The organism is Roseicyclus amphidinii (assembly GCF_030163755.1).
Lineage (GTDB): Bacteria > Pseudomonadota > Alphaproteobacteria > Rhodobacterales > Rhodobacteraceae > Roseicyclus > Roseicyclus amphidinii.
Genome location: NZ_JASJOE010000021.1, coordinates 1 through 20,773, shown reverse-complemented (window position 1 = coordinate 20,773; position 20,773 = coordinate 1). Strand labels below are relative to the sequence as shown.

Annotated in this window: 15 protein-coding genes and 1 pseudogene; 8 read left to right on the top strand and 8 right to left on the bottom strand. The window is 67.4% G+C overall.

The annotated features are described in order from the left end of the window. Nucleotides 1-37 precede the first annotated feature (37 nt). From betA to betI, 4 genes are read right to left on the bottom strand one after another with little or no spacing between them, the layout of a single operon-like run. A complete protein-coding gene (gene betA / locus QQK83_RS09125; RefSeq protein ID WP_284263570.1) occupies nt 38-1,717 on the bottom strand; it encodes a choline dehydrogenase in 1,680 nt (559 codons plus the stop codon). Then, the gene (gene betB, locus QQK83_RS09120; protein WP_284263569.1) at nt 1,717-3,171 is read right to left on the bottom strand and encodes a betaine-aldehyde dehydrogenase; all 1,455 of its coding nucleotides are present in this window, start codon (nt 3,169-3,171) and stop codon (nt 1,717-1,719) included. The genes betA and betB overlap by 1 nt, the downstream gene beginning before the upstream one ends. Next, nucleotides 3,168-4,676: a choline-sulfatase gene (gene betC, locus QQK83_RS09115; protein ID WP_284263568.1), complete on the bottom strand. Its 1,509-nt coding sequence runs from the start codon at nt 4,674-4,676 to the stop codon at nt 3,168-3,170. Before betC ends, betB begins: the two co-directional genes overlap by 4 nt. Continuing rightward, the gene (gene betI / locus QQK83_RS09110; protein WP_284263567.1) at nt 4,673-5,254 is read right to left on the bottom strand and encodes a choline-binding transcriptional repressor BetI; all 582 of its coding nucleotides are present in this window, start codon (nt 5,252-5,254) and stop codon (nt 4,673-4,675) included. Before betI ends, betC begins: the two co-directional genes overlap by 4 nt. A gap of 91 nt (nt 5,255-5,345) precedes the next feature. On the opposite strand from betI, the gene choX reads away from it, so the two are divergent. From choX to choV, 3 genes are all read left to right on the top strand, one after another. Next, a complete protein-coding gene (choX, locus tag QQK83_RS09105; RefSeq protein ID WP_284263565.1) occupies nt 5,346-6,296 on the top strand; it encodes a choline ABC transporter substrate-binding protein in 951 nt (316 codons plus the stop codon). A gap of 74 nt (nt 6,297-6,370) precedes the next feature. Further along, complete coding sequence (gene choW / locus QQK83_RS09100) at nt 6,371-7,324, top strand: choline ABC transporter permease subunit (protein WP_284263564.1); 954 nt, start codon at nt 6,371-6,373, stop codon at nt 7,322-7,324. Then, on the top strand, nt 7,321-8,334 hold the full coding sequence (gene choV, locus QQK83_RS09095; RefSeq protein ID WP_284263562.1) for a choline ABC transporter ATP-binding protein: 1,014 nt from the start codon (nt 7,321-7,323) through the stop codon (nt 8,332-8,334). The genes choW and choV overlap by 4 nt, the downstream gene beginning before the upstream one ends. A gap of 7 nt (nt 8,335-8,341) precedes the next feature. Here the strand turns inward: choV and QQK83_RS09090 are convergent, their stop codons facing one another. Further along, nucleotides 8,342-10,417, bottom strand: a complete 2,076-nt coding sequence (locus QQK83_RS09090; RefSeq protein ID WP_284263560.1) for a 3-hydroxyacyl-CoA dehydrogenase NAD-binding domain-containing protein — start codon at nt 10,415-10,417, stop codon at nt 8,342-8,344. A gap of 117 nt (nt 10,418-10,534) precedes the next feature. Between QQK83_RS09090 and pcaF the strand changes: the two genes are divergently transcribed. Beyond that, nucleotides 10,535-11,737 (top strand): 3-oxoadipyl-CoA thiolase, encoded by a 1,203-nt coding sequence (pcaF, locus tag QQK83_RS09085; protein WP_284263559.1) that lies wholly within the window; start codon nt 10,535-10,537, stop codon nt 11,735-11,737. Nucleotides 11,738-11,741: 4 nt separating this feature from the next. Here pcaF and QQK83_RS09080 read toward each other — a convergent pair whose 3' ends face one another. Continuing rightward, the gene (locus QQK83_RS09080) at nt 11,742-12,956 is read right to left on the bottom strand and encodes an acyl-CoA dehydrogenase (RefSeq protein WP_284263557.1); all 1,215 of its coding nucleotides are present in this window, start codon (nt 12,954-12,956) and stop codon (nt 11,742-11,744) included. Nucleotides 12,957-13,122: 166 nt separating this feature from the next. Here QQK83_RS09080 and QQK83_RS09075 point away from each other — a divergent pair, with 166 nt between their 5' ends. Then, the gene (locus QQK83_RS09075; RefSeq protein WP_284263555.1) at nt 13,123-13,911 is read left to right on the top strand and encodes a creatininase family protein; all 789 of its coding nucleotides are present in this window, start codon (nt 13,123-13,125) and stop codon (nt 13,909-13,911) included. An 87-nt stretch (nt 13,912-13,998) separates the two neighbouring features. Here the strand turns inward: QQK83_RS09075 and QQK83_RS09070 are convergent, their stop codons facing one another. Beyond that, complete coding sequence (locus QQK83_RS09070) at nt 13,999-15,225, bottom strand: FAD-binding domain-containing protein (RefSeq protein ID WP_284263552.1); 1,227 nt, start codon at nt 15,223-15,225, stop codon at nt 13,999-14,001. Between the two features lie 121 nt (nt 15,226-15,346). Here QQK83_RS09070 and QQK83_RS09065 point away from each other — a divergent pair, with 121 nt between their 5' ends. Both QQK83_RS09065 and clpX read left to right on the top strand, forming a co-directional pair. Beyond that, a complete protein-coding gene (locus tag QQK83_RS09065) occupies nt 15,347-15,979 on the top strand; it encodes an ATP-dependent Clp protease proteolytic subunit (RefSeq protein WP_284263551.1) in 633 nt (210 codons plus the stop codon). Nucleotides 15,980-16,130: 151 nt separating this feature from the next. Continuing rightward, entirely contained in the window at nt 16,131-17,396 is a 1,266-nt protein-coding gene (gene clpX / locus QQK83_RS09060; protein ID WP_284263549.1) for an ATP-dependent Clp protease ATP-binding subunit ClpX, read from the top strand. Nucleotides 17,397-17,532: 136 nt separating this feature from the next. Here the strand turns inward: clpX and QQK83_RS09055 are convergent, their stop codons facing one another. Further along, nucleotides 17,533-18,537, bottom strand: a complete 1,005-nt coding sequence (locus tag QQK83_RS09055; protein WP_284263603.1) for a hypothetical protein — start codon at nt 18,535-18,537, stop codon at nt 17,533-17,535. Between the two features lie 293 nt (nt 18,538-18,830). On the opposite strand from QQK83_RS09055, the pseudogene QQK83_RS09050 reads away from it, so the two are divergent. After that, nucleotides 18,831-20,773: pseudogene (locus QQK83_RS09050) on the top strand (hypothetical protein); the annotation flags it as partial.

Below are 20,773 nucleotides of genomic sequence, written 5' to 3'. Positions count from 1 at the left end.
ACTGCAGTTTTCCCAACGCAAAACTGCAGTTTTGCGCCTACTCCGCCGCCCGCGCCGGGGCGGCGCTTTCGCGTTGGGCGCTCTGCCAGTCGGGCGCGATCCAGGGCTCGAGGTTCTCGCGCGGGAGCATCCCGCGACCCAGGATATGATCGGCGGCCTTCTCGCCCACCATGATCGAGGGCGCGTTGAGATTTCCGTTCGGAATCAACGGAAAGACCGAGCTGTCGGCCAGCCGCAGCCCCTCGACCCCGATCACCCGCGCCTCGGGATCGACCACCGCCATCGGGTCATCCGCCCGCCCCATCCGGCAGGTGCCGCAGGGGTGATAGGCGCTTTCGGCGTGTTCGCGGATGACGGCGTCCAGCTCTGCGTCCGTCTGGGCCGCACCGGGCTGGATCTCGTGGTCCACGAAACCCGCGATCGGGTCGGTGGCGAAGATCTCCCGCGTGAGGCGGATGGCGCGGCGAAACTCTTCCCAATCAGAGGGTTGCGACATGTAGTTGAACAAGATCCGCGGCGCATCCGCGGGGTCGGCGGAGCGCAGCGTGACCGCGCCCCGGCTTTTCGAGCGCATCGGCCCGACATGGGCCTGGAACCCGTGGCCCTCGGCCGCCGTCTTGCCGTCGTAGCGCACGGCGATGGGCAGGAAATGGAACTGGATGTCGGGATAGTCGATACCGGCGCGCGACCGGATGAAGCCGCAGGCTTCGAAATTATTGGATGCGCCCAGCCCCTTGCGGGTGAAAAGCCATTGCGCCCCCACCAGCGCCTTGCCCCAGAGCGACCAATAGGGCGCGAGGCTGACCGGTTTGGTCGAGGCGTATTGCACGTAAAGCTCGAGGTGGTCCTGCAGGTTCTGACCCACGCCCGCGCGGTCGGCCACCACGGGAATCCCGTTTTCGGCCAGATGCTTGCCCGGCCCAATTCCACTAAGCATGAGAATTTTAGGCGAATTGATCGCGCCGGCGGCGAGCACGACCTCGGCGTTGGCACGGATCACGCGACCGCCCGCCAGCCGCACGCCCACGGCGCGGCCCTCTTCGATCTCGATCCGCTCGACCAGCCCGCGCGCCATGGTGCAGCGCCCGGTTTTCAACGCGGGGCGCAGGTAGGCCTTGGCCGCGGACCAGCGTTCGCCCTGCCAGACGGTCATCTCGAAGGCGCCGAAGCCCTCTTGCCGCTGGCCGTTGTAATCCTCGGTCGCGCCGTAGCCCGCATTCGCGCCGCTTTCGATAAAGGCTTGGAACAGAGGGTTTTTCCGCGGTCCCCGCGTGATGTGAAGCGGTCCGTCATGGCCACGGAAGGCCGGGTCGCCCGCATCGCCGTGCCATGTTTCGGCGCGCTTGAAATAGGGCAGGACATCGGCGTAACCCCAGCCCTCGGCCCCCATGTCGGACCATGTGTCGAAGTCGCGCGCGTGCCCGCGCACGTAGATCATCCCGTTGATCGAGGAGGACCCGCCCAGAACCTTGCCGCGCGGGCAGGCCATGACGCGGCCGCCCATGTGCGGCTCGGGCTCGGTCACGTAGCCCCAGTCGTAGCGGCGCATCCCCATCGGGTAGCTGAGGGCTGCGGGCATGTTGATGAAGGGCCCCCAGTCGGAGCCGCCATGCTCGACCACGATCACGGATTTCCCTGCCATCGCAAGGCGATAGGCCATGGCGCAGCCCGCGGAGCCTGCGCCGACGATGACGTAATCTGCCTGAACCTCCGCCATCAATAGGCCGCCTCCACCGGGGTCATGCCGACATAGACGGTCTTGAGCTGGCTGTAGTTCTCCAGCGCGGCGCGCGAGTTCTCGCGGCCCACGCCCGAGCCTTTCATGCCGCCGAAGGGCACCTCGACGGGGGTCAGGTTATACTGGTTGATCCAGACCGACCCGGCCTCGATCGCGTGAACGACCCGGTGACCGCGGGTGAGGTCGCGGGTGAAGACGGCCCCCGACAGGCCCAGATCGGTGGCATTGGCGCGCGCGATGACCTCTTCCTCGGTGTCGAAGTCGAGGACGGACATGACCGGGCCGAAGATCTCTTCGCGCGCGATGGTCATCTCGTCGGTGACATCGGCGAAGATCGTGGGTTCGATGAAAGCGCCGGGCCGGTCGAGGCGGGTGCCGCCATGCACCAGTCGCGCGCCCTCGGCCTTACCTTTTTCGACGTAGGAACAAACGATTGCGAGCTGTTCTTCACTCACCATCGGGCCGAGGTTCGTGGCCTCGTCGCGGGGGTCGCCGATCACGGCCTTGGAGACGCGCTCGACCAGCCGGGCCAGGAAGGCCTCCTTGATCGCGCGGTGGACGAAGACGCGCGTGCCATTCGAGCAGACCTGACCGGTGGCGAAGAAATTGGCGTTGATCGCGGCGGAGACGGCGGACTCAAGCTCGGCATCATCGAAGATGATCAGCGGCGACTTGCCGCCCAGTTCCATCGTGACATGCTTCATCTGCGCCGCGGCACCGGCGTAGACCTTTTTCCCCGTCTCGGCCGAGCCGGTGAGCGAGACTTTGGCGACGCGCGGGTCCTCTACCAGCGCGCGACCCACGGTGCCCGCGCCCTGCACCACGTTGAAGACGCCGGGCGGTGCGCCGGCCTCGAGCAGGATTTCCGCGAGTTTCAGGGCGCTTAGCGGCGTTTGTTCAGACGGTTTGAACACCATCGTGTTGCCGCAGATCAGCGCGGGGGCGGCCTTCCAGGCGGCGACCTGCGTGGGGTAGTTCCACGCACCAAGGCCCACGCAGACGCCAAGCGGCACCCGCATCGTATAGGCCCAGTCGGCCCCGAGCGGGACATGTTCGCCCGTCAGCGTGCCCGCGAGACCGCCGAAATACTCCAGCGCATCGGCGGCGGAGGTCGCGTCGGCCACGAGCGTTTCCTGGATCGGCTTGCCGGTGTCGAGCGTCTCCAGTTCCGACAGCTCGCGGTTGCGCGCCCGCATGATGTCGGCGGCGCGGCGCAGGATGCGGCCCCGTTCCACCGGCATCAGCGCGGCCCAGGGGCCTTGCGCAGCCTTGGCGGCGGCAAGGGCCGCCTCGACCACGTCGGGTGTCGCCTCGTGCAGCTGGGCGATGGTCTCGCCCGTGCCGGGGAAGATCACGGGCAGGGCCGTTCCGCCCGCATCCTCGAGATACTGGCCGTTCACGAAATGGCTGGCTTTGGGTTGGGCTTGCATCATTCCCCCCTCGGGTAGCGTTGATTTTCCTCAAGAACATTGAGGTCCATGTGGTTGCGCATGAAGCGTTCGGAGGCCGCGCGGAGCGGCTGGAAATCCCACGGGAAATAGGCGCCGTTCCGTAAGCTTTCGTAGACCACCCAGCGCCGCGCCTGGCTTTCGCGGACCTGTGAGTCGAAGGCCTCGAGGTCCCAGCGCGCCGCGGCCATGACGCGGAAGCGTTCCAGCGTGGCGGCATGGGCCGGGTCTATGGCGAGGTTCACGCGCTCCTGCGGGTCGGCCGACAGGTCGAAGAGCTGCTCGGGGTCGGCGGCGCAGTTGGTGTATTTCCAGCGCCCCTGCCTGAGCGCGACAAGCGGCGTGATGCTGGCCTCTGCAGCGTATTCCATCGCCACGGGGCTGTCGCGCCGCCGCCCGCGGGCCAAGGGCACCAGGGTTTCGCCGTCGGTCCAGGGCATCACCGCCTCCATCGACACGCCCGCGAGGTCGCAGAGCGTGGGGCAGAGGTCGATGGTCGAGACCGGATCGGCGACGAGGCCCGGAGCCATGCCCGGCGCGGCGATCATCAGCGGCACGCGGGCCGAGCCCTCGTAGAAGTTCATCTTGAACCACAGCCCGCGCTCGCCAAGCATGTCGCCGTGGTCCGAGACGAAGACGATGATCGCCTCCTGCCTTGTGCGGTCGAGCACGTCGAGCAGCGCCCCGATCTTCTCGTCGAGATAGGAGATATTGGCGAAATAGGCCCGGCGCGAGCGGGCGATGTCGTCCTCGGTTATGTCGAAATTCCGCCAGTCGTTCGCATCGAAGATGCGCTGCGCGTGGGGGTCGTGACCCTCGTAGGGCAGGGCGGGCACCTCGGGTTGCAGGTGCGCGCAGTCCTCATAGAGATCCCAGAACCGCCGCCGCGCGACGTAAGGGTCGTGGGGATGCGTGAAGCTGACCGTCAGGCACCACGGGCGGTCGTCCTTGCCGCGGGCGAGGTCATAGAGCTTCTGCTCGGCCACAAAGGCGACCTCGTCGTCGTATTCCATCTGGTTGGTGATCTCGGCCACGCCCGCGCCGGTGACCGAGCCCATGTTGTGATACCACCAGTCGATCCGCTCGCCGGGTTTGCGGTAGTCCGGCGTCCAGCCGAAATAGGCAGGGTAGATGTCGGTGGTCAGGCGTTCTTCGAAGCCGTGCAGCTGGTCGGGGCCGACGAAATGCATCTTGCCCGAGAGGCCCGTGTAATAGCCCGCCCGGCGCAGGTGGTGGGCGTAGGTCGGGATGGAGGAGGCGAACTCGGCCGCGTTGTCGTAGACGCCGGTGCGCGAGGGCAACTGCCCCGACATGAAGCTGGCGCGGCCGGGCGCGCAGAGGGGCGAGGCGGTGTAGGCATTGCCGAAACGGGTGGAGCGGTCTGCCAGCGCGCGCAGGTTCGGCGCGTGCAGCCAGTCGACGGGGCCGTCGGGAAACAGCGTGCCGGTCAGCTGGTCGACCATCACGATCAGGATGTTGGGCCGGGTCATTGCGTATCTCCGAGGGCGAGGTCGAGATACCGCTCGACCGTGGCGATGGCGGCGGCGGCGTCGGGCGGCCCGGCCTCGGCCAGTGCGTGACGGATGTAGAGCCCGTCGATCAGCGCGGCGGCGGTCCGCGCGACGACCGCGGGATCGGCGCAGAGCGGGCGCAGCGCGTGGATCAGGTTCGAGGCGAGGCGGTGCTGGTAGACGCGCAGAAGGCGCGCGGCCTGCAGGTTGGTCTGGGCCAGGACGTAGAAGTTCAGCCAGGCCGCCACCACCTCGGCGCGGAAGTTCTGGCCGCCGAAACTGGCGCGCACGATGGCGGAAAGCCGGTCGCGCGGGCCCTTGGCCGCGGCAAGCTCGCGCCGCGCCTCTGCCCCGAAATCCGACAGAATCGCCCGCATCGCGGCAAGGAACAGCTCGTCCTTGGAGCCGAAATAGTGATGCGCCAGCGCGCTGGAGACGCCCGCGGCCTTGGCGATCTGGCCCACGGTCACGTCCAGAGAGCCCCTGCGCCCGATCTCTCCGATCGTGGCGTTGACAAGCGCGTCCTTGCGCAGTGCCATCATGCCCGTGCGCGGCATTGTTTCCCCTAACCCGGTTGCAGAGTCGCAAGACACATGATTTTAATTGACTGGTCAATCAACAAAACGACCGAAACAGGGAGAGACCGACATGACCTTCATCACCCGCACTGCAACCAGCGCGCTTGCGTTGGGCCTCATGGCGGGCACGGCCATGGCCGATGCCCATGCCGATTGCGCGACCGTCACCTTCTCGGACGTCGGCTGGACCGACATCACCGCGACGACCGCGGCCACGACCGTGGTGCTCGAGGCGCTGGGCTACGAGACCGAGGTGCGCGTGCTGTCCGTGCCCGTCACCTATACCTCGCTGGCAAGCGGGGATCTGGACGTGTTCCTCGGCAACTGGATGCCGACGATGGAGGGCGACATCGCCCCCTACCGCGACGCAGGCACCGTCGACACCGTGCGCGCTAACCTGACCGGGGCGAAATACACGCTGGCCACCAACGCGGCGGGCGCGGCGATGGGCATCGCCGATTTTGCGGATATCGCGGGCGCGTCCGATGCGCTGGAGGAAAGCATCTACGGCATCGAGCCGGGCAATGACGGCAACCGCCTGATCATGGACATGATCGCGGCGGATGCCTTCGGCCTCGGCGGGGCCGAGTTCGAGGTGGTCGAAAGCTCGGAACAGGGGATGCTGGCACAGGTCGCCCGCGCCTCCGACCGGGACGAGCCCATCGTCTTCCTTGCGTGGGAGCCGCACCCGATGAACGCGAATTTCGACCTGACCTACCTGACTGGCGGTGACGACTGGTTCGGCCCCGACCTTGGCGGCGCGACGGTCTACACCAACACCCGCGCGGGCTATGTCGAGGCCTGCCCGAATGTCGGCGCGTTCCTCAACAATCTCGAGTTCACGCTGGCCATGGAAAACGAGATCATGGGCGCGATCCTGAACGACGGCGAAGACCCGCGCGACGCGGCGACGGCGTGGATGGCGGCAAACACCGATGTCGTGATGGGCTGGCTCGACGGGGTGACCACCATCGACGGCGGCGACGCCGCGGCGGCGGTTTCCTCCGCGCTCGAGATGTGATCGGCTGATCGCCAACCGACCGGCGGCGCGTGCAGCTGCGCGCGCCGCCCCTTTGTATGACGAGGACGCCGCCGATGCTCAGATGGCTGACCGAGTGTGACGAGGGCTGGCCCGAGGGGCTTGGCCCGCTGGGCGCTCTCTCCGAATGCAAACTGCGCATCGACGATGCCGCCGAGGGCGGGTTCGACTGGTTGCAGGACAACCTGTCGGGCGTCTTCGACGCCATGGCCGCGGCGCTCGAGGTGCTGATCGAGGCGATCCTCGCGCTGTTGCAGGAGCCTCCCAACACCGGCTGGTTCCAGGACCTGCGCCGCTCCGAGATCACCTATCTCTACCCCGAGGCGATGCACCCGATCCTGATCACCGCGATCTTCGCGGGGCTTGCCTGGTGGCTGCACCGCGGCTGGAAGATGCCCACGATGATCGCCGCGGGGCTTCTGTTCATCATCAACCAGGGCTACTGGGACGAGACGACCGAAAGCCTGACGCTGGTCCTGTCGGCCTGCGTGGTCTGCATGGGGGTCGGCGTGCCCATCGGCATCGCCGCCGCGCACCGTCCCCGGCTCTACGCGGCCATGCGCCCGGTGCTGGACCTGATGCAGACGCTGCCGACCTTCGTCTACCTGATCCCGGCCATCGTGTTCTTCGGCATCGGCATGGTGCCGGGCCTGATCGCCACGGTGATCTTCGTCCTGCCCGCGCCGATCCGGCTGACGCACCTGGGGATATCCTCGACGCCCACAGCGCTTCTGGAAGCCGCCGATGCCTTCGGCGCGACGCCCAGCCAGAAGCTGTGGAAGGTGGAGCTGCCCTATGCCACGCCGCAGATCATGGCGGGGTTGAACCAGACCATCATGCTGTCGCTGTCGATGGTCGTGATCGCGGCACTGGTCGGCGCCGATGGGCTTGGCGTGCCGGTCGTGCGTGCGCTGAACCAGGTCAACACCGGTCTCGGCTTCGAGGCGGGTCTGATCATCGTGGTCGTGGCGATCCTGCTCGACCGTGTTCTGAGGGTGCAACGCCGATGACAACCGCCGTCCGTTTCCACGAGGTCTGCATCATGTTCGGCGACGCGCCCACCCCCGCGCTGGCCCGCGCCGACGAGGGCCAGAGCCGCGCCGAGATACAGGCTGCCACAGGGCAGGTGTTGGGCGTGCATGACTGCACCCTCGACGTGGAGGAGGGCGAGATCCTCGTCCTCATGGGCCTGTCGGGTTCGGGCAAGTCGACGCTTTTGCGCGCGGTGAACGCTCTGAACCCCGTGGTGCGCGGCCATGTCGAGCTGCGCACCGATGGCGAGATGGTGAATGTCACCGCCGCCCGCGGGGCCGCGTTGCGTAGGCTCAGGCAGACCAGCGTGGCGATGGTGTTCCAGCAATTCGGCCTGCTGCCCTGGCGGACGGTGCGCGAGAACGTGGGCCTCGGCCTCGAACTGGCCGGGCAGGGGGCGGATGCGCGCGCCGCTGCCGTCGACCGGCAGCTGGAGCTGGTGGGGCTGAAGGACTGGGCCGAGCGCAAGGTGGGCGAGTTGTCGGGCGGCATGCAGCAGCGCGTGGGGCTCGCGCGGGCCTTTGCGACCGATGCGGCCATCCTGTTGATGGACGAGCCCTTTTCGGCGCTCGATCCGCTGATCCGGACGCATCTGCAGGACGAGTTGCTCGACCTGCAAAGCCGGTTGAAGCGGACCATCATCTTCGTCAGCCATGACCTCGACGAGGCGTTCAAGATCGGCAACCGCATCGCCATCATGGAGGGCGGGCGCATCGTGCAATGCGGCACCCCGCGCGAGATCTTCTCGAGCCCTGCGAATGATTACGTGGCCGAGTTCGTCGCCAACATGAACCCGCTGGGCGTGCTGACCGCGCGGGACGTGATGCAGCCGGTGGCGGGCGACGGCGCGCGGATCGCGGTGGAAACCTCGGTGCGCGACATCCTGAAACGCTTTGCCGAAAGCCCCGCGCCGCTGGCGGTGGAAGAGGGCGGCGAGGTGATCGGCATGGTCACGCCCGACAGCGTGACCGCCCGGCTGGGGGCCTGAGGCGCGGCTATCGACCGATGTTCAGACCGGCGAAACTGCCCCCCTCGCGCGCCATGCAGTGCAGGATCGCGGGCACCTGCCACCCTCCCTTCGGGTCGTCCTGCGCAAGGCGCGCGATCCGCGCCACCAGCGCGGCCGCGCCGATCTCGTCGGCCCTGTGCATCGGACCGCCCTTCCAGCGCGGGAAGCCGTAGCCGAACAGGAACACCGCGTCGATGTCGATGGGGTAACGCGCGATGCCCTCCTCGACGACGCGGGCGGCCTCGGCGATCATGGCGGTCTCGTAACGCGTGATGATCTCGTCGGCGTCCAGAATGTGCGGCGTGATCCTCTCGGCCTGCTGTATCTCGCGCAGAAGGCCGGGAAGCGCCGGGTTGGGCACGGGCGTGTCGCCCGAATGGTCATACCAGCCGCACCCGGTCTTTCGGCCGAGCCATCCTGCCTCGCAGAGCCGGTCGGCCAGCGCGCCATGGTCGCGCGTGGCGGGGTCGCGGGTGGCCGCCTGCCGCTTGCGCGCGGCCCAGCCGATGTCGAGCCCGGCAAGGTCGCCCATCTCGAACGGGCCCATGGCGAAGCCATAGCCGCGCACCGCGGCGTCGATCGCGTCGATTGGCGTGCCGTCCAGCGCCATGAGGTCGGCGGCCCGGCGGTAGGCCGACATGATCCGGTTGCCGATGAACCCGTCGCAAACGCCCGAGCGCACCGCGATCTTCTTCAGCCGCTTGGCCAGCGCAAAGCCCGTCGCCACGACCTCGGGCGCGGTCGCGTCGGCCACGACCACCTCGACCAGCCGCATCACATGCGCGGGCGAGAAGAAATGCAGGCCAAGGAAATTCCGGGGGTCCGCAAGGGTTTCGGCCATGACGTTCAGGTCGAGATAGGAGGTGTTCGTGGCGATGACCGCGCCGGGGCAGATCGTTTCGATCCCGCGCAGCGTGGCGGTCTTGACGTCCATCTCTTCGAAGACCGCCTCGATCACCAGGTCGCAGCCCGCAAGCGCATCCAGCGTGGTCGCGGTGGTCAGTCTGATCGCACCGCGGGCGGCCGGTGTCATCTTTCCGCGGCTCACCGCCCCGTCGAGATTGCGCGCAACCGCGGCTGCGCCGCGCTCCAGCGCCTCGGGCGCGCTGTCGATCAGCACCACGGGCTCGCTCGCCAGCAGGCAGGCGGTGGTGATGCCCGCGCCCATCGTGCCCGCGCCCACCACGCCGATGCGCGTCACCGGGCGCGGTGTCGCCGCGGCCTCGGGGATCTTGGCGACCGCCCGCTCGGCGAAAAAGGCGTGGATCAGCCCGGCGCGCTGCGGGCTGTCGATGCAGGCCTGGAACAGCTGCCGTTCCTTGGCCAGCCCTTCGGGCAGGGGGAGGGTGGCGGCCGCGACGGCCTCGACGCAGGCATGGGGGCTGAACAGGTGAGCCTGTGTATGGAGCAGGGTTTGCTTCGTAGTCTCAAGGGCCTCGCGGTCGGGGTCGATGTGGATATCTCGCGTCCGCCGGGCCGTCAGCCGCCCGTCCAGCACGTCGCGGGCGGCGGCAAGCGCCACCGTGCGCGGGTCGCCTTCGGCCACCCTGTCGACGAGGCCAAGCGCCAGCGCCTCCTCCGCGCCGATGCGTCGGCCCGTGGTGATCAGGTCGAGCGCCGCAGCGACCCCGGCCAGCCGGGGGCCGCGTTGCGTGCCGCCTGCGCCGGGCAGAACCCCCAGCGTCACCTCGGGAAAGCCGAGGGCCACGCCCCGGATTGCCACCCGCGCATGGGCCGCGATGGCGACCTCGAGCCCGCCGCCAAGCGCCGCGCCATGCAGGACGGCGACGACGGGCTTCGCACAGTCCTCGATCCGGTTGCAGACCTCGGGAAGCCAGGGGTCGCGGGGCGGTTTGCCGAACTCGCGGATATCCGCTCCGGCGATGAAGCTGCGCCCCGCGCCGTAAAGCGCGATGACCTTGACGGCCGGCTCCGCGACGAGCCGGTCCAGCGCCGCCACCAGCCCCGCGCGCAGCCCGTGGCCCGCCGCGTTCACGGGCGGATTGTCCAGCACGATCAGGCCGATATCGCCCTCGAGGCTGGTCCTGACGACCTGTTCCATCCTGTCCTCCCTCGCGCCCTCCGGTCCACAGTATCACGCGCGCGACCCAAGGCCAGCGCAACCGGTGGACAGGCGGGGCGGCGGCCCCTATCCCTTTGAGAAACGGGGGAGGGGACCATGCGTGAGGCGTTCATCTGCGACTATATCCGCACGCCCATCGGGCGCTTCGGCGGCGCGCTGAGTGCGGTGCGCGCCGACGACCTTGGCGCGGTGCCGCTGCGTGCGCTTCAGGCGCGGAACCCCGGCGTCGACTGGGCCGCGGTGGACGAGGTGATCTACGGCTGCGCCAACCAGGCCGGTGAGGACAACCGCAATGTCGCGCGCATGTGCGCGCTGCTGGCGGGCCTGCCCGAGACGGTGCCGGGCGTGACCGTGAACCGGCTTTGTGGCTCGGGGATGGATGCGGTGATCGGCGCGGCCCGCGCCATCCGCTGCGGCGAGGCCGACCTTGTCATCGCGGGCGGCGTCGAGAGCATGAGCCGCGCGCCCTTTGTCATGCCCAAGGCCGATGCCGCCTTTTCCCGCAACGCCGAGATCCACGACACCACCATCGGCTGGCGCTTCGTGAACCCGGCGCTCAAGGCGCAATACGGCATCGATGCGATGCCCGAGACGGCCGAAAACGTGGCCGAGGCCTTCGGCATCACCCGCGCCGACCAGGACGCTTTCGCGCTGCGCAGCCAGGACCGCGCGGCGGCGGCGCAGGCCTCGGGCCGCTTCGCGCGAGAGATCGCGCCGGTCACGATCCCGCAACGACGGGGCGAGGCTTTGGTGGTCGATGCGGACGAGCATCCGCGCGCCACGACGCTGGAAAAGCTGGGGAAATTGCCCACGCCCTTCCGGGCGGGGGGCAGCGTGACGGCGGGCAATGCCTCGGGCGTGAACGACGGGGCGGCGGCGTTGATCCTCGCCTCCGAGGCCGGGGTGCGGGCCCATGGCCTGACGCCCATCGCCCGCGTGACCGGGGGCGCAAGCGCCGGTGTCGCGCCGCGGATCATGGGTATCGGCCCGGTGCCCGCGGTGCGCAGGCTTTGCGACCGGCTTGGGCTGACGCCGGCCGGGTTCGACGTGATCGAGCTGAACGAAGCCTTTGCCGCGCAGGCGCTGGCCGTCCTGCGTCAGCTGGGTCTGTCCGATGACGCGCCCCATGTGAACCCCAACGGCGGTGCCATCGCGCTGGGGCATCCGCTGGGCATGTCGGGGGCGCGGATCGCGGGCACCGCCGCGTTGGAGCTGCAGGCGCGCGGCGCAACCCGCGCGCTTGCCACCATGTGCGTCGGCGTGGGGCAGGGCATCGCCCTGTCCCTCGAGGCGGTCTGAGACGTCAGAAGAACGCCTGCAGCCCGGTCTGAGCGCGGCCCAGGATCAGCGCGTGAACATCATGCGTGCCCTCGTAGGTGTTCACCGTCTCGAGGTTCTGGGCATGGCGCATGACATGGTATTCCGCCATGATCCCGTTGCCGCCATGCATGTCCCGCGCCGTGCGCGCGATATCCAGCGCCTTGCCGCAATTGTTGCGCTTGATGAGGGAAATCACCTCGGGCGCGCAGCTGCCCTCGTCCATCATCCGGCCCGCGCGCAAGGCGGCCTGAAGGCCGAGCGCGATCTCGGTCTGCATGTCGGCGAGCTTTTTCTGGAAAAGCTGCGTCTGCGCCAGCGGGCGGCCGAACTGCACCCGGTCCAGCCCGTAGGCCCGCGCGCGGTGCCAGCAATCCTCCGCTGCGCCCATCACGCCCCAGGCGATGCCGTAGCGCGCGCGGTTCAGGCAACCGAAGGGGCCCTTCAGCCCCTCGACATGGGGCAGAAGCGCGTCTTCGCCGACCTCGACACCATCCATCACGATCTCGCCCGTCACGCTGGCGCGAAGCGAGAGCTTGCCGCCGATCTTGGGGGCCGAAAGCCCGCGCATCCCCTTCTCGAGGATGAAGCCGCGGATCTTGCCGCCATGCGCCTCGGACTTGGCCCAAACCACGAAGACATCGGCGATGGGCGCGTTCGAGATCCACATCTTCGCGCCGTTCAGGACGTAACCGCCCTCGGTCTTCTTCGCCGTGGTCTTCATCCCCGCCGGGTCCGAGCCCGCATCGGGTTCGGTCAGGCCGAAACAGCCGATCAGCGTGCCCGCGGCGAGGCCGGGGAGGTATTTCCGCTTCTGCTCCTCGGTGCCATAGGCGTTGATCGGATACATCACGAGGCTGGATTGAACCGACATCATCGAGCGATAGCCGCTGTCGATCCGCTCCACCTCGCGCGCCACGAGGCCATAGGTCACGTAGCCCGCGCCAAGCCCGCCGTATTCCTCGGGGATGGTGACGCCCAGAAGGCCCATCTCGCCCATTTCGGCAAAGATCTCGGGGGCGACCGTCTCGTTCAGGTAGGCGTCCGTCACGCGCGCGGCCAGCTTGTCCTGCGCATAGGCGCGGGCGCTGTCGGCGACCATGCGTTCCTCTTCGCTCAGCTGGTCGGTCAGGTGAAAGGGATCGGCCCAATCGAAGGGCGCAAGCGAGGGGCCGGTGTGTCGCGTCTGTCCGTCTGGCATGGGATCCTCCGTCGTTGGCGTCGATTCATATCATTTGCACCGGTTGTGCAACCCCGCGCGGCGGGGAAGCAACTGTTTGCAGGGTGCCTCAATTTTCGGCACCGCCGCGCTTGGCAATCGACAAGCCGCGGTGGCGGGGGTTTGATGCCGGAAAACGGAGTGTTTCATGACCCTTCCCCGGCCGCATTGGCGCGAGATGACGACGCGCGAATTTTCCGACAGCGACACCTCGGACTGGATTGCCGTTTTGCCCATCGCCGCCATCGAGCAGCACGGCCCGCACCTGCCCGTGGGGGTCGATGCGCTTCTGGCCGAGGCGATGGTCGCGCGTGCGGTCGCGGCCCTGCCCGTGGATCTGCCCGCGACCTTCCTGCCGGTGCAGCAGGTCTGCAAGTCGAACGAGCATGTCGAGTTTCCCGGCACGCTGACCCTGACCTGGGAAACGGCGATCCGCACCTGGATCGAGATCGGCGAAAGCGTCGCGCGCGCCGGGCTGCGCAAGATGGTGATCGTCACCAGCCACGGCGGCAATGTCGCGCCGATGGAGATCGTCGCGCGCGAGCTGCGGCAGACGCGGGGCATGGCCGTGGCGACGACCGCCTGGACCCGGCTGGGCGGCGCGCGGGTCTACAGCTATCCCGAGGGGCCGATGGTGGACATCCACGGCGGATTGTCTGAGACCTCGATGATGCTGGCGGCCTGGCCCGAGCTGGTCCGCAAGGAGTTGGTCGAGGATTTCGCCAGCACCCAGACAGCACTCCGGCAGGGATCGGCCAAGCTGGGCTACCACATGGCAGAGGCCAACCTGGGCTGGCTGTCGAACGACCTGAACCCCAAGGGCACGGTCGGCGACGCCGCCTCGGCCACGGCCGAGCTGGGCCGGGTCGATCTCGACGCCCAGACCGAGGGTTTCATCGCGCTCTTGCGCGACATGGCGCGGTATCAGCCAGCGTGAGGCTTTCACGAAAGTGATCCGGCGCGTCCGAAAGGGCGGCGTCACCTGTGGATAAGTTTCACTTATCTGACTTATCCACAGGTTTGCTCACAGGCCTGCGACCAGTTCGGGAATATGCTCCTTGAAGCGGAAGAACCCATGCGTCGCATGGGGCCATGCCGCCGCGTCCCAATCGCGCATCACCCGCGACAGCGCGATGTCCGAGCGCGCCAGCCGCGCCTCCAGCGCCTCGAGCGCCGCGGCGGCGGGGCCGACCGGTGCGAAAGCCGTGACAAGCTGCTCCAGCCCCTCGGCCTCGGCCCATGCCGCGATGGTCTCGACCTCGTCGGTCACGGGGCCGGGCGACCCAATGCGCCCCGACCAGCGACCCATGGCATCCGTCACCGCGTCGCGGGTGAAGCCCGCCACCAAACCGGAGACCGCCCGCGGCGACCGGCCCGCGACCGAGATCAGCGCCGCATGGGCCACGGGCGGTGTCTCCAGCGCCTCGAGCACGAAGGCGGGCGACAGGTCCTCCTCGGTCAGCAGAAGCCCGGTGCGCAAACCGGCTTGTGGCCGGTCGCCGACAGGGGCCGGCCTGCGCTGCGGCGGTGCCGGGCCCTTGAGCGGTTCGGCATCGGTCACAAGGCCCTTGGGCGCGAACCGCCCCTCGGTGTAGCGGGCGATGTTGTCGGGCCGGGCGAGGTAATGCTTGCCCTGCGTCTGCAGCCCCGCGACCCAGCGCCATCCCAGCGTGTTCGAGGCCGGGTCGCCGTCGAGCAGGTGGCGCAGGAAGAAATCCGCCCCCGCCTGCCATGGCAAGCGCAGCGTGAAGATCCAGATCGACGCGAACCACATCCGAGCGTGGTTGTGCATGTAGCCCGTCGCCACCAGCTCGGCCGCCCAGGCGTCGAAACAGTCGATGCCGGTCTTCCCCGCTTCGGCCGCCTCGAGCCGGTCGCGCAGGTCCGCGTCGGCCCCGTCGAGGACCTCGGCCAGCTCGCGCCGGTAGGCGGCCCAGACGGCGGGCCGCATCTCGAGCCACCCTTTCCAGTAGCTCCGCCAGCAGACCTCCTGCACGAATTTCTCGGCCGAGCCGAGCGAGAAGCGGCCCAGCACGGCGGCCAGCACCTCCTCCTCGGTGATCAGGCGATGCCGCAGGTAGGGCGACAGCCGCGAGACATGCGGGTGCCCGGCCGCGGGCAGGTCATGGTTGCGCCGCGATGCATAGTCGCGCCCGGCATGGGGCAGGAAGCGCGCAAGGCGGGCAAGCGCCTCGGTGCGGGTGGCGGGAGGCGAGGCGGGAGGCGGGGAAATCGGGCTCTGGTCGGTCATGCCGCGCCAGATAGCGGGCCGGCCTTCGACGTCCACGGAATTGCCGCCTGCCCTTGCAGCCCCCCATGCCCACCACTAAGACTCACCCGACAACACGGCGGACCCAGTTGAGGCAGGTGATATGCAAGACCCGATCGATCACTACATGAACACCCTCGTGCCGATGGTGGTCGAACAGACCAGCCGGGGCGAACGGGCCTATGACATCTTCTCGCGCCTGCTGAAGGAGCGGATCATCTTCGTTTCGGGCCCGGTGCATGACGGCATGTCGAGCCTGATCGTGGCACAGCTGTTGCATCTGGAGGCGGAGAACCCGTCGAAGGAGATCAGCATGTACATCAACAGCCCCGGCGGGGTGGTGACCAGCGGCCTGTCGATCTACGACACGATGCAATACATCAAGCCCAAGGTCTCGACGCTGGTGATCGGTCAGGCGGCCTCGATGGGCTCGCTGCTGCTGACGGCGGGGGAGAAGGGGATGCGCTTCAGCCTTCCCAACAGCCGGATCATGGTCCACCAGCCCTCCGGCGGCTACCAGGGCCAGGCGACGGATATCATGATCCACGCCAAGGAGACCCAGAAGCTCAAGGATCGGCTGAACCAGATCTACGTGAAACACACCGGCCAGGATTTCGAGACGGTTGTGGACGCGCTGGAGCGCGACAATTTCATGGACCCCGAACAGGCCAAGGACTGGGGCCTGATCGACGAGATCGTCGAAAGCCGCGCAGCGGCCGGCGGCGACGACAAGTGAGCCGCGCCTCACGGTGCCGGACCAGTGCCGGAACCGTGAGGAATTTGACATTGTGGTGACCGGTGGCCTGTTCTAGGCTTGCCGAAATTCACGGCCCGGAGGCGCTCCGGGCCGGGGCCCCCGGCCCGAAAGACCCGTTGAGGTAGACGATATGGCGAACGCATCCGGCAGCGACTCGAAGAACACGCTCTACTGCTCGTTCTGCGGCAAGAGCCAGCACGAGGTGCGCAAACTCATCGCCGGACCGACCGTGTTCATCTGTGACGAATGCGTCGAACTGTGCATGGACATCATCCGCGAAGAGACCAAGACCGCCGGTCTCAAATCCACCGATGGCGTGCCCAGCCCGCTGGAAATCTGCCAGGTGCTGGATGATTACGTGATCGGCCAGATGCACGCCAAGCGCGTGCTCTCGGTCGCGGTCCACAACCACTACAAACGCCTGAACCACGCGGGCAAGTCGGACATCGAACTTGCGAAGTCGAACATCCTGCTGATCGGCCCGACGGGCTGCGGCAAGACGCTTCTGGCGCAGACGCTGGCGCGCATCCTCGACGTGCCCTTCACCATGGCCGACGCGACCACGCTGACCGAAGCCGGTTATGTCGGCGAGGACGTCGAGAACATCATTCTCAAGCTGCTGCAGGCCAGCGAATACAACGTCGAGCGCGCGCAGCGCGGCATCGTCTACATCGACGAGGTCGACAAGATCACGCGCAAGTCCGACAACCCCTCGATCACCCGCGACGTGTCGGGCGAGGGGGTGCAGCAGGCGCTTCTGAAGATCATGGAGGGCACCGTCGCCTCGGTGCCGCCCCAGGGCGGGCGCAAGCATCCGCAACAGGAATTCCTGCAGGTCGACACGACGAACATCCTGTTCATCTGCGGCGGGGCCTTCGCGGGTCTCGACAAGATCATCGCGCAGCGCGGCAAGGGCAGCGCGATGGGCTTCGGGGCGGATGTCCGCGACCCCGAGTCGAAATCGGTCGGGGAATACTTCAAGGATCTCGAGCCCGAGGACCTGTTGAAATTCGGCCTGATCCCCGAATTCGTCGGCCGCCTTCCGGTGCTGGCCACGCTCGAGGATCTGGACGAGGAGGCGCTTGTCACCATCCTGACCGAGCCGAAGAACGCGCTGGTCAAGCAGTATCAGCGCCTGTTCGAGCTGGAGGACGTCAAGCTCAAGTTCACCGATGACGCGCTCAAGGCCATCGCCAAGCGCGCCATCGCGCGCAAGACCGGCGCGCGCGGCCTGCGCTCGATCATGGAGGACATCCTGCTCGACACGATGTTCGACCTGCCGAGCGCCGAAGGCGTCGAAGAGGTGGTCGTCAACGAAGAGGCCGTGTCCTCGGACGCGCAGCCCCTGATGATCTACGCCGAGCGCAAGAAGGAAGAGCCGGCCAGCGCCGGCTGATCCGCCCGGTCGCGGTGCGCGCCAGTCTCTTGCAAGAGACTGGCCAGAGCCTTGCAAGGCTCTGACTCACGCCCTTGCAAGGGCGTGATCAGCCTTTTGCAAAAGGCTGACACGATCCTTGCAAGGAGCGTCACCCCTACCGAAGCCAGAGCTTTTCGCGCTTGAGCGTGTTGCGGATCGCCTGTTCCCGGCGCGGCAGGTTCTCGCGGTCGAACAGCGCGCGCGCCTTCTGGCCCTTGCCCTGGTAGATCATCCGCTTGATCGGCTCGTAGGCCTTCAGCACCTTCTTGATCCGGTTGGGCGCCGTCACCTCTTCCAGCACGTCGATGGCGCGCTGGCCTTCGCGCGCATAGGCCAGCGGCAGCACCCGGTAATGGCAGCTGTGCGTTCCGTCCAGCCAGCCCTCGGGCAGCGCGTCGCGCCCGCCGCCAAGCCCGTGGATCACCAGCGGCAGGGCCACCTGGTCGAGCCATGGGTCGAGCGACTGGCACACCAGTTCGGCGGGCCGGTCGTCGCGGATCGACAGGGCGTAGTCGGTGAAGCGCCGTCCGAACTCGGCCGCGTCGCGGTAGTAGAAGAAGCCCGCGTTGAAATAGAGGTAGCGCCGCCAGTATTCATCCGGCCACGACAGGTCCAGCGAGCTGTCGAAATCCAGCCCGAACCGGTCATACAGCGCCTTCCAGGTCGCGGTGTAGCCGGGCCCGTAGAGCTCGATCTGCGGCCATGTCCCCTCCACCCGGCGGCTGGCCGAGGGGCGGTCGAAGTCGAAGGGCACCTGCGACAGGTCGCCGGTGATCAGCGTGTCGGTGTCGAAGAAGACGAAGGGCCGGTCCGGCGGCAGGGCGGCAAGGGCCTCGATCTTGTTGCCATAGGGATAGCTCTCGCCGAAATGGCGGCTTTCGAAGGGCAGGATCTCGGCCCCGAACGCCTCGGTCAGAAGCGCGCGGAGCGCGTCGTTCCCGATCCGCGGATCGCGCGACCAGCGCGGGCCGGGCTGCGGCTCGGCGATGAGCAGGCGGCCGGGGAAATCGCGGTTGAAATGGCGAAACGAGGCGGCAAAGACGAGGGCCTCGTATTCAAGCCGCCCCTGCTGCGCCACGATCATGACGTCGAAAGGGGCGTTGGCCGCCGGGGCCTGCATCGGCTGTGATGTCACTGGTCCACCGTCATCGGATCGCGCGCACTGGGCGCAGCCTAGCGGCACCGCCGCGGGCCGACCACCCCCCTGTGGCGGGTGGCGGAGTGGCGGGCCGAGCCTGCCCATCCGTGATGCAGATGTGCAACGGCATCCATGGGTGGGTGCAGTATGCTCAAAAGTTGCGCAATTGGTTAACTAAAGTTTTTGACAGTTTATCCAAGTCCGTATATCTGCGTTTTCAAACCGCCCGGAAAAACATGAGGCGGTTGCATATTGAGTAACGAGTAGGAAGCGTCATGTCGAAGATCCCCGGTCATGTTACCGAGTCCCGCGTGCTGCGCGGTGGTCGCCTGGTGAAATTCAAGGGCCGCGTGGCCAGCATGGCCCCCTGGGTGGGCGTCTTCATCGTCATGGGCATGGGCAGCCCGGCTCTGGCGCAAGACTCTCTAGCGGGCGGAACCGCGACTGGAAACAACTCTCTTGCGATTGGTCCCGGTGCAACGTCTACCGGCGTCTCCTCCATCGCAATTGGCGACACTGCGGCGGCAAACGAAAATCAAGCCATTGCCGTCGGGCAGAACGCGGAAGCGCAAGAGGCTGGTATTGCAATCGGCGATCAGGCGGATGCTGCAGACTTCGGTATCTCGATCGGTCAAGGCTCTGTCGCTGGTGTCGACGGCACAAGTATCGTGGGGACCGCTGTTGGCACCAACAGTGCCGCGACGGGCAACTATTCCACCGCCATCGGGGGCGGCGACCCGTCTGGCGGCGGTTTGACCGATCCGGCATGGACCGCTGCCACGGCATCCGGAACGCAATCCGTTGCCCTTGGTTTCGGTACCGACGCGACCAACACGAACGCCACGGCGATCGGTCCGACGGCGCAGGCCACCGGCGAACGTTCGACTGCAGTGGGTTTCGAGGCAGTGGCAAGCGGGGCGGGTTCCCTTGCTGTAGGTGACTCGGCCGATGCCGGTATCCCGGGAGACCCGTCGGTGACCGCTGCTTCTGCATTCGGCGAGGAATCCAGCGCCACCGGTCAAAACTCGACCGCCATCGGCTCGGATTCCAACGCCTCCGGCGAGGCTTCGACGGCTCTCGGCTCCGAAACCAATGCGTCGGGCTTGAACTCGGTTGCGCTGGGTGGTGCGACTGCAGCCGACGGCGGCGCGAACGCGTCGGCTGACAACGCCATCGCCATCGGTGCAGGCGCGGTCGCGGACCAGACCAACTCGGTCGCCATTGGCACAGGCGCGAACACCACGGCAGACAACCAGATCATGCTGGGTGGCTCCACGAACACGTCGATCGTGACGAATGGTGTGAACAACAACAACGTGTCGGCGGGTGCGATTGACACGCGTTTCGTGACGGTCAACGGGGACGGGCTCCTGCAGTCCACGACCCTGACCGTCTCGGGTGATGGCACAACCGACGCGGATGGGGCGTTGGTGCTGGATATTCAGGACAACACGATCACCGCCGCTGACATCGGCACGAACGCGGTTGGCGCGGACGAACTTGCGGACAACGCGGTTGACCGGGCGGCTATTCAGGCGGATGCGATCAACTCGGCATTGATCGAGGACGGTACGGTGACCTCTGCCGACATCGCGGACAACACGATTGTCGCGGCCGATATCGCGACCGACACGATCACGGCGACGCAGATTGACGAGAATGCGATCACGGACTCCGAGCTTGCGGATGGCTCGGTCGATACGGCTGCGATCCAGAACGACGCGGTGACCTCGGCCCAGATTGATGACGGTACGATTGTGGCCGCCGATATCGCGACCGACACGATCACGGCGACGCAGATTGACGAGAATGCGATCACGGACTCCGAGCTTGCGGATGGCTCGGTTGACACGGCTGCGATCCAGAACGACGCGGTGACCTCGGCCCAGATTGATGACGGTACGGTGACCTCTGCCGACATCGCGGACGGCACCATCACCGGCGATGACGTCGCTCTGACGGCCTTCAGCGTGTCCGGTGGTGTCGGTGACGCCAATGTTGCCGGGTCTACCATGACCCTTCAGATCCAGGATGGTTCGGTCGTGACCGAGGACCTGGCAGATGATGCCGTGACCGCCGACAAGATCGCCACGGGCGCCGTGGGCGCGGATGCGCTGGATGCCGATGCGGTGGCCCAGGAAGTGGCGACCGCGCTCGCCGACAATGCCGCGGCGGCCTCGACCCTTGTCGATGCGGTCAGCACGGGCCTCGCCAATGA